Annotated in this window: 6 protein-coding genes and 2 riboswitches; all 6 genes read right to left on the bottom strand. The window is 37.9% G+C overall.

The features are described from left to right. Positions 1 to 447 precede the first annotated feature (447 nt). Positions 448 to 1,752 (bottom strand): NCS2 family permease, encoded by a 1,305-nt coding sequence (locus ACIQXI_RS21250; protein ID WP_402928417.1) that lies wholly within the window; start codon positions 1,750 to 1,752, stop codon positions 448 to 450. 135 nt (positions 1,753 to 1,887) lie between these two features. Further along, positions 1,888 to 1,989, bottom strand: a riboswitch (purine riboswitch). A 213-nt stretch (positions 1,990 to 2,202) separates the two neighbouring features. After that, positions 2,203 to 2,352: a hypothetical protein gene (locus ACIQXI_RS21245; RefSeq protein ID WP_402928415.1), complete on the bottom strand. Its 150-nt coding sequence runs from the start codon at positions 2,350 to 2,352 to the stop codon at positions 2,203 to 2,205. Positions 2,353 to 2,592: 240 nt separating this feature from the next. Continuing rightward, positions 2,593 to 4,146 carry a glutamine-hydrolyzing GMP synthase gene (guaA, locus tag ACIQXI_RS21240; RefSeq protein WP_402928413.1) on the bottom strand — a complete coding sequence of 518 codons (1,554 nt, stop codon included), beginning with the start codon at positions 4,144 to 4,146 and terminating at the stop codon, positions 2,593 to 2,595. Between the two features lie 155 nt (positions 4,147 to 4,301). Beyond that, positions 4,302 to 4,403: riboswitch (purine riboswitch) on the bottom strand. Between the two features lie 35 nt (positions 4,404 to 4,438). Continuing rightward, complete coding sequence (locus ACIQXI_RS21235) at positions 4,439 to 6,622, bottom strand: DUF4129 domain-containing transglutaminase family protein (protein ID WP_402928412.1); 2,184 nt, start codon at positions 6,620 to 6,622, stop codon at positions 4,439 to 4,441. Then, on the bottom strand, positions 6,619 to 7,800 hold the full coding sequence (locus ACIQXI_RS21230; RefSeq protein WP_402928410.1) for a DUF58 domain-containing protein: 1,182 nt from the start codon (positions 7,798 to 7,800) through the stop codon (positions 6,619 to 6,621). The genes ACIQXI_RS21235 and ACIQXI_RS21230 overlap by 4 nt, the downstream gene beginning before the upstream one ends. After that, a complete protein-coding gene (locus ACIQXI_RS21225; RefSeq protein ID WP_402928408.1) occupies positions 7,797 to 8,741 on the bottom strand; it encodes an AAA family ATPase in 945 nt (314 codons plus the stop codon). The genes ACIQXI_RS21230 and ACIQXI_RS21225 overlap by 4 nt, the downstream gene beginning before the upstream one ends. Between the last annotated feature and the right edge of the window lie 133 nt (positions 8,742 to 8,874).

Below are 8,874 nucleotides of genomic sequence, written 5' to 3'. Positions count from 1 at the left end.
TTTGATGTCCAAAATTTTTGTTTCGTTCGCTAACCGAAGTTAGCTCAGAAACTATATTGATTACGTTTTGCTTGTTCAGTTTTCAAGGTTCATTTGTCAGCTACTTGTTAAGTAACTTTTTATAATTTAACATACATTCAATATGATGTCAACTATTAATTTCTTTCAGTATGTTGTTCGCATGTTTCGTAACAACGTGTTTAAATATATCATCTCCCATTTTAGTTTGCAAGTGTTTAATTGAAATAAAACTATTCAGTTAATATATAGATAGTAGTTTCTTCTATAGTAATACAAAGTGCCTGGCACTCATACAATTCTGAATTCCACTGCAAATTGTAAGCAGTCATCGAGGCTACTACTTACATTGGTGCCAGGCACGCAAACAATTTTAAAATAAAAAAGTGCCGCTCAGTTTTCACTAAGCGGCACTTTCTATACTTTCTATTATCGAACCCAGATAAAATATGCAAGGAAGACAAAGAATAATCCGTACATCATTGGGTGAATTTCTTTTTTACGACCTGCTAAAAGCATTGTTACAGGGTAGAATACGAAACCAATTGCGATACCCGTTGCGATTGAATAACCTAGAGGCATCATTAAAACTGTAAAGAACGCTGGAACTGCTATTTCGAATTTATCCCACTCAATCAAACGTAGTGACGACACCATTAAAACACCTACGATAACAAGTGCTGGTGCTGTTACTGCTGAAGTAACAACTGCAAGTAATGGTGAGAAGAACAGTGCGAATATAAATAATATAGCCGTTACCACTGCAGCAAAACCTGATCGGGCGCCTGCCGCTACACCAGAAGTAGACTCCACATAAGCAGTTGTAGTTGAAGTACCAAATAATGAACCAATTGTAGTAGCTAATGCATCTGCCATTAACGCACGGCTAGCACGTGGTAATTTATCGTCTTTAACTAAACCCGCTTGTGTTGCTACAGCCATTAATGTACCTGCTGTATCGAAAAAGTCAACGAATAAGAATGTTAATACTACTACTAAAAACTTAACGTTTAACAAAGAATAAAAGTCATTGAAAATCGGTTTAATTGCTACCATAAATGTTGAATCTACACTCGGAATTGCTGAAACAACTGCTCCAGGCGGAGTAATCACACCTGTAATCATACCAACGATTGCCGTAATAACCATCCCTAAGAAAATACCGATGCTGCGGAATTTAAGAATTAGGATAATCGAAATGATAATGCCGAACACTGCTAATAATGTTGAACCTGTAAATTCGCCTAATGTTACTAAAGTTGATGGACTAGCTACTACGATGCCCGCACCTTGTAACCCTACAAATGTAATAAATAAACCAATACCAGCTGATACTGCATATTTAAGTTGTGCTGGAATGGCGTTAATAACTGTTTCACGAATCCCAGTTAGTGAAAGGATAATAAAAATAATCCCTGAGAAGAATACACCCGTTAAGCCTGTTTGCCAAGGGATACCATACGTCCCTACTACTGTGAAGGCAAAGAATGCATTTAAGCCCATACCTGGCGCTAAAGAGATTGGGAATTTAGCGAAAATACCCATAATCAAAGAACCAACCGCTGCTGCTAATGCTGTTGCTACGAATACAGCACCTTTATCCATGCCCGCACTTTCCAGAATCCCTGGGTTTACTGCTAAAATGTATGCCATTGCAAGGAATGTTGTAATACCACCGATTATTTCGCGGCGATAATTAGTACCTAATTCATCGAACATGAAATATTTTTTCATTGTTAAAAAATCCTCCGTATTGTCGTCCTCAATATCGAAAACAAAAAAGACACGCTGACTATTCTACTAGTCGCATGTCTACGATGCATTTCATCACGGATAATGTGTGAAATAAATTAGTTATTATACATCTGTGCTGTATAAAAACTAAATCGTAGTCAAGTTATTTACGGTAACTTGGTAGAAACTCACGGGCCATATTCCCGACATTATACGACGACTTATTTACTTTACATTCGTAATATATCATTTCGTTTTTTAGATTTCAAGCCCATTTCCGAACATTTCTTATAAAAAAAATACGAAAGTTCGTGTAAAATATGAAAACAATGTTAAGATTTTCGGAAAATAACGGAAAAACAAAGAAAAAGGAACGACTTTCATCTCCGTCACTATAGCAAAAATACAAGAAAAACATAGGAGAGTATAGTCCCCTATGTTTTAAAAACATTATTTATCCACTTGTTCTTGCTTCTTTTTCATATACTCTGTACGTATTTTTTCAAGTTGCTGCTTTTTATCAAATTTGGCAGGTTTGTTTTTTTCATGATACTTTGCCACAGCTACTTTACCTTTCGTATCTAGTTGATATTTACCCACGTTGTTCACCTACTTTTTTGTCCCGAAAGAAATTCTATTCAGCATTATATTATACCTTATTTGCTGAAGTATACCGCAGTGTTGTAGCGCAAACTTTACAAAACGTCTGCAAAACAGCAAATTTATCTTTCGAATTGCAAATTTATTTTAAATGCAAAATAAAAACCCCCTTTTAGCTATTTGCTTAAAATAGCTAAAAGAGAGTTCAATTTAGTTGTTGTTAGTTAATTCTTCGTATTCCTATTCCCACTCAATTGTTGCTGGTGGCTTAGAAGTAATATCATACAGCACACGGTTAACGTGTTTTACTTCGTTTACTAGACGTACAGAGATTTTCTCTAGCACATCCCAAGGAATACGTGCCCAGTCAGAAGTCATACCGTCGATAGACGTTACAGCACGGATACCGATAGCATAGTCGTACGTACGAGCATCGCCCATTACGCCTACTGAACGAATATCAGGTAATACCGTGAAGTATTGCCAGATGTCGCGGTCAAGACCAGCTTTTGCGATTTCTTCACGTAAGATGAAATCAGATTCACGAACAATTTCAAGTTTTTCTTCTGTTACTTCACCAAGTACACGGATACCTAGGCCAGGACCTGGGAATGGTTGACGCCAAACGATTTTTTCATCAAGACCAAGTTCTAAACCAAGAGCACGCACTTCGTCTTTAAATAATGTTTTTAACGGCTCAATTAATGTGAACTGCATGTCTTCTGGAAGACCGCCTACATTGTGATGTGATTTAATTGTTTGAGCAGTAGATGTACCAGATTCAATAATATCAGTGTATAGCGTACCTTGTGCAAGGAAATCCATACCTTCTAGTTTTGAAGCTTCTTCATCGAATACGTAAATAAATTCGTTACCGATAATTTTACGTTTTTTCTCTGGATCAGATACACCTGCAAGTTTATCCATGAAACGTTGACGTGCATCGATTTTAATTAAGTTCATATCGAAATCTTCTGTGAAAGTTTTCATAACCTGCTCAACTTCACCTTTACGGTTTAAGTTGTGGTCTACGAACATACAAGTCAGTTGATCACCAATTGCTTTGTGAATAAGTACTGCAACAACAGAAGAGTCTACTCCGCCTGAAAGTGCACATAATACTTTTTTATCGCCAACAATTTCACGAATTTTAGCAATTTCAATCTCGATAAAGTTCGCCATTGACCAATCGCCTTTAGCGCCACAAATATCGAATACGAATTGACGTAGTAAATCATTACCGTATACAGAGTGACGAACTTCCGGGTGGAATTGTACTGCATATAATTTACGTTCTACATTTGCCATTGCAGCGATTGGGCAAGAAGCACTTGTTGCGATGATTTCAAAACCAGCAGGTACTTCTGTAACGTGGTCACCATGGCTCATCCAAACGATTTGTTCTGTTGGTAATTCACCGAATAATTTATTTGCAGCCGTCACTTGAATTTCCGCTTTACCGTATTCACGAGTTTCAGCGCCTTCAACTTTACCACCTTGCGTATGAGCCATTAATTGCATACCATAGCAAATACCTAGGATTGGTAAACCTAATTCAAAAATAGCTGGATCTACATGGAATGCATTTTCATCATAAACAGAGTTAGGACCGCCTGAGAAGATGATTCCTGCTGCGTTCATGTCTTTAATTTCTTCTGCTGTAATCGTATGTGGATGTAACTCACTGAAGACACCGAATTCACGGATACGACGTGTGATTAATTGGTTAAATTGGCTACCGAAGTCTAGAACGACGATTTTTTCTTGCTCTTTTAATAAAGGGCTTGCTGACAATATTTCCACCTCTTCTTGTATTATTAAAGGACTTTTTCATATGTTCAAAGAAAAACGCGTATGAAAGTAAAAAAACTTCCTACGCGTCCATAAGCTCTTGATATATAAAGGGGAATGCGTAACAAAGAAAAGTGATCTATAAAAAAATCTCACCTAACCAAAACATTCACCTTCATAGAGAAATCATTTACGGTGATTTCGTAGAAACATCCGAACCCTATTTTCGAACTTATATGAAAGCCATCCTAATCATATATAATTTTTTTCATTTTACTCTTTGTGCCCGTTAAAATCAACTGATTGTGCGATTGATTAAATATTCCCAACTTTCCCGCAGTTTCACAAAGTCAACATCTTGCCCATTATTGCTATAAATATAGTGCTCGTATACCGCCGTTAACTTCTGCATCTCTTCAGTCTCTAACGCTGCATCTACCCGCTCTGCAAATGCCCGTAATGTCTCGCCACGTTTTCGACTGAGGCCAATACGGACTAATTGTTTCGTTAATGCCTGATAGGAAGTTTCAAAATTTGTCCAATCCGCCTCTTTTTTACGATAGACGCGCACCTGCATTTTAGGAATCCAAGTCTTCCGTTGAACAAATAACGTCACAGCAAGAATGATTAGCAAAGCAAGGATTGCTAGCCATACATATTTTAAAGACTTCAACCATGTCCATACACTATCCAAACTAAATGTTGAAGTAGCACTTGAGTTTTTAGCCGTTTGTTCTTTCTTTGGCTGTTGCTCAGGTTTTTCTTGTGGCTGTAATACATCTTCTTGCTTAGGTGTGTCATTTTTTACATCATAATTGATATTAACCGCACCTGAAAATCCGATAGTAGGCTCAAACTCTATCCACCCCGTCCCAGGTACATAGGCCTCTACCCATGAGTGGGCATTATTATTTGTAATCTGATATTCGCGATAGCCATCCGATAAAGGCCCTGCATTCCCTGGTGCAAATCCTTTGACCCAGCGGGCAGGAATACCAATGGAACGAAGCATAACAACCATCGAAGTAGAGAAGTTATCACAATAGCCTACTTTCGTATCAAATAAAAATTGATCTACATAGTCTTGTTGTTCAGCAGGGTAAGCAGCCGCTGATTTATCATATCGATAGTTCCCTTTTGAAAAATATCCCTCTACCGCCTTTATTTTTTCATACACCGATGCTTTGTCGCGCGTTATATCAATCGTTAAATCTTGCACTCGTTTAGGCAATGTATTCGGTAATTGTAAAAATCGATCAAACGAAGAATCTAACGTTTCTAACATAACTGGCTCTGACATTTGAAGTTCTTGCAAGCTATAATTCGGTTCACTGTAGATTAATGTATAGCTAGACAGTAATTGATTCGAGCCACTTTGTTGTTTCGTTACAATTTTTTCCGTCTGTGCATCTTGAATATATAAGGTTGGTTCCTTTGCCGATACAGACAGCATGCCATACGTTTGAATTAAAAATGGCATCGGAATAGCAAAATCCAACTCAATTTGGCGTTCATTTTCTCGCGATCCTACCTGCAAAGACGTTTGAATCGGGGTATCATTTTCAAAAACCGCTTCTCCCATAAATTCATTCGATAATACCCAGCCTTTTGATGTATACGTATCTTTTATATCGATACGCCAGTAGTGGCGATCACGGGATTTTGTAGTGAAAATTAATGTATTATCACCGTTGTAAGGCCCACCTAACCTACTATCATCTTCACTGTAACCAACTGTTTTTTTGCCATCCCCTACACCATTTTGTCCTGTAACGCCTTTAATAAACGGCACTGGATCAGCCCAAGTAGGTCCTGTTTTCGGTAAAAAGAACGCCACCATACTAACAAGTGCCACCGAAATAAGCATCGGTAGTATTATTTTCCACTTTTTAAAAATGTCACTTGGAACATCTACTTGAAGCCTTAAACGTTTTATAAAAAGGACACCTGTCATCATCAAACCAAGTACTACTACTTTCACAATAGCCGCTTTCCCGTTATACTCACTAAAAGTATCGAGTGTTGCGATGAAAAATACGGTTAATGCGAAGAAATAGAAAATATTATGGTGCACTGTAATCCAATGATGTATTAAATAAATTAACATCCAAATCAACACTAAAAACAAGACAGTTCTAAACGGATCCGATACTTGTCCAAAATTCCCAGAAAAAATATTTACCATGTTCCACGTCACTTCATTCGTTAAAAACGGTAGGGTGTGACCTGAAAAGAAAGGGTTTTCGCTATAAACAAATATTACAAACCACGTAATGTAACCTAATTTCACAAGTCCTGATAATGCCGGTGGAACTTTAAACAAACTTAGCGCTAATGATAGGCCGATAAAAATTAAAAACAAATAACCTACACCTGTGTTCGTTAATTGCATTACCGGCTCTAGCCATTCACGTAAAATAAAGAAAATAATGATATACGCGAAGGCCAACTCCATAAAATTCTCTAATGATTTTTTCACGGCTTCATCACCTCCGTGAACAAATGGTAATAATTTGTCGGGTCTACATAGACAACTTGAATATGTTTATAACGCTTCATGACATCTGAAACCGCTTGTGTCTGTTGCGTTACTACAAAACAAATACAGCTTTTCACCGAATTGCCTAGAGTATGTAATAAGTCATCTGAAATATCACTCGTAACATATAAAAGGGTTGCAACACGCTGGAAAACTTGTTGATCACGTAATTGGAAATCAGCCTGCTCAACAGGTTTTACACTCGCCAAATGTTGCATTACTCGATCCAGTTGCTTTTCTCCTTGAATGGCAGTAAACACTTTTGTTTTAGCCCCAGTGGATACAAAAGAAATATCTCCACGACCTTGTACGATAGCTTTAAGCATAGACGCAACCAGCTCTATTTTCTCCTCAAACAACGAGGAAGCTCCCTCATCCAGCATTAACAGCAATTCCTGAGATTGACGATCTTCAAATTCTTTTGACTGAAGAGATTGCGTTTTCGCAAAAGACTTCCAATGAATCCAGGAAAAGCGATCTCCCGGTACATATTCACGTAAACCAACGGCCATCGATGTATCTTTAACAATTGAGTATGGAGACATCATAGACCCAACATCTAATTTCGCTTGTAATGTAGCGTATTTCATATCATGCACTTTTGGATAGACGAGAACAATCTGTTCTTTTTCTACCACAATGCGTTTTTTTGCCCATCCGAAAAAATCATAGAAGATTATACTAGCTCCTAAATAACGATGCTCACCACGCGGCAAGTTTTCTAGTGTATAACGCCAAGTAAAAGTCTTTTTAAAACCTACAAATTTTATTGCATCTTTTTCTTGTATCTTTGACTGCACTAGCATCGTACTACCAACAAGTTCCTCCACAAGCATATAAGCAAAGGGAAAACGCGTTTTTCGTTCGACGTTTATCGTTACGTTAACGGATTGTCCACTTTCAATACGAGAAGGTTCAATTTTCCGTTCTACTATGTAGATGCTCTCCCTAACGAGTTGAAAAATAAAGGCATACAATAAAAATGGACTCACTGTAAAAAATACAAACCAGCTAACAAAACCGCCTTGAAACATCGCATAGCAAAACGTTAAAAGCATCAGAAAGCTCACTAATAGAAAATGTTTACTTTTCTCAAAAAGGGCTCGCCACTTCTTCATTGCTCTGCAAACCTCTTTGTCGGCACAGGTGTTTTCGCGATAATCCGCTCAATTATTTCTTCCGCACTAACATCATCATAGCGCGCATCCGGCTTCAATACTAAACGGTGACTAAAAACATATGGTGCTAAATGTTGGACATCGTCTGGGATTACATAACTACGCCCTTTCATAAACGCATACGCCTGGGATGCTTTCATCAAAGCAATTGTTGCACGCGGACTAACCCCTAAATACACATAGTTATTCTCACGCGTTTGAGCAGCTAGCTCGACCATATAATTTTTCACAGAGTCTTCTACATAAACCCCTTGTACTAGCTTTTGCAATTCAATTAACTGCCCAATCGACAGTACAGCCTCAATTTTTTCGATAGATTTACCATGTTCAGCGCGGCGTAAAATTTCCACTTCTTGCCCTCTAGTTGGATAACCCATTTTGATTTTTAGCAAAAAGCGATCAAGCTGTGCTTCTGGTAAAGGATACGTTCCTTCGTGTTCGATAGGATTTTGCGTAGCCATTACGAAAAATGGCTCGCTAATTTTAAGTGTATTACCATCGACAGTGACAGATGCTTCCTCCATCGCCTCCAGTAATGCAGATTGTGTTTTAGGTGATGTTCGATTAATTTCATCGGCCAATACTACATCGCCCATAATCGGCCCTGGACGAAACTCAAATTCCATAGTTTTCGGATTATAAATCGAAACCCCGACAACATCTGATGGCAGTAAATCCGGTGTAAATTGAATACGTTTAAATTGAGCATCAAATGATTTGGCAAGGGCACGCACCATCATTGTCTTCCCAACACCCGGCACATCCTCCAATAATACATGACCGTTAGCAAGCAACGCTACGATGCTAAGTTCCGCCACATCTCTTTTACCAATCATAACTTTTTCTATATTTTCTAAGACCATTTGTATTTGTAAATTCATAAAACAATAACCCCTCCCAATTTCGCCAGCAAATTGTTTGAATTGCACAATAATTTAGTTTAAGCATATCGAAAACTGTTTCGTAACACAATTAATGTGCCATTACACGCACTCTCACAAAACTTACTTTGTT

The sequence above is a fragment of the Lysinibacillus sp. NPDC097195 genome (assembly GCF_044762075.1).
Taxonomy (GTDB): domain Bacteria; phylum Bacillota; class Bacilli; order Bacillales_A; family Planococcaceae; genus Lysinibacillus.
This window is presented reverse-complemented; position numbering and strand designations above follow the sequence as displayed.

Excerpts from the sequence above, each read along its gene's own strand:
- ACIQXI_RS21250 (WP_402928417.1), bottom strand. The coding sequence starts at position 1,752 with ATGAAAAAATATTTCATGTTCGATGAATTAGGTACTAATTATCGCCGC.
- ACIQXI_RS21230 (WP_402928410.1), bottom strand. The coding sequence starts at position 7,800 with ATGAAGAAGTGGCGAGCCCTTTTTGAGAAAAGTAAACATTTTCTATTA.
- ACIQXI_RS21225 (WP_402928408.1), bottom strand. The coding sequence starts at position 8,741 with ATGAATTTACAAATACAAATGGTCTTAGAAAATATAGAAAAAGTTATG.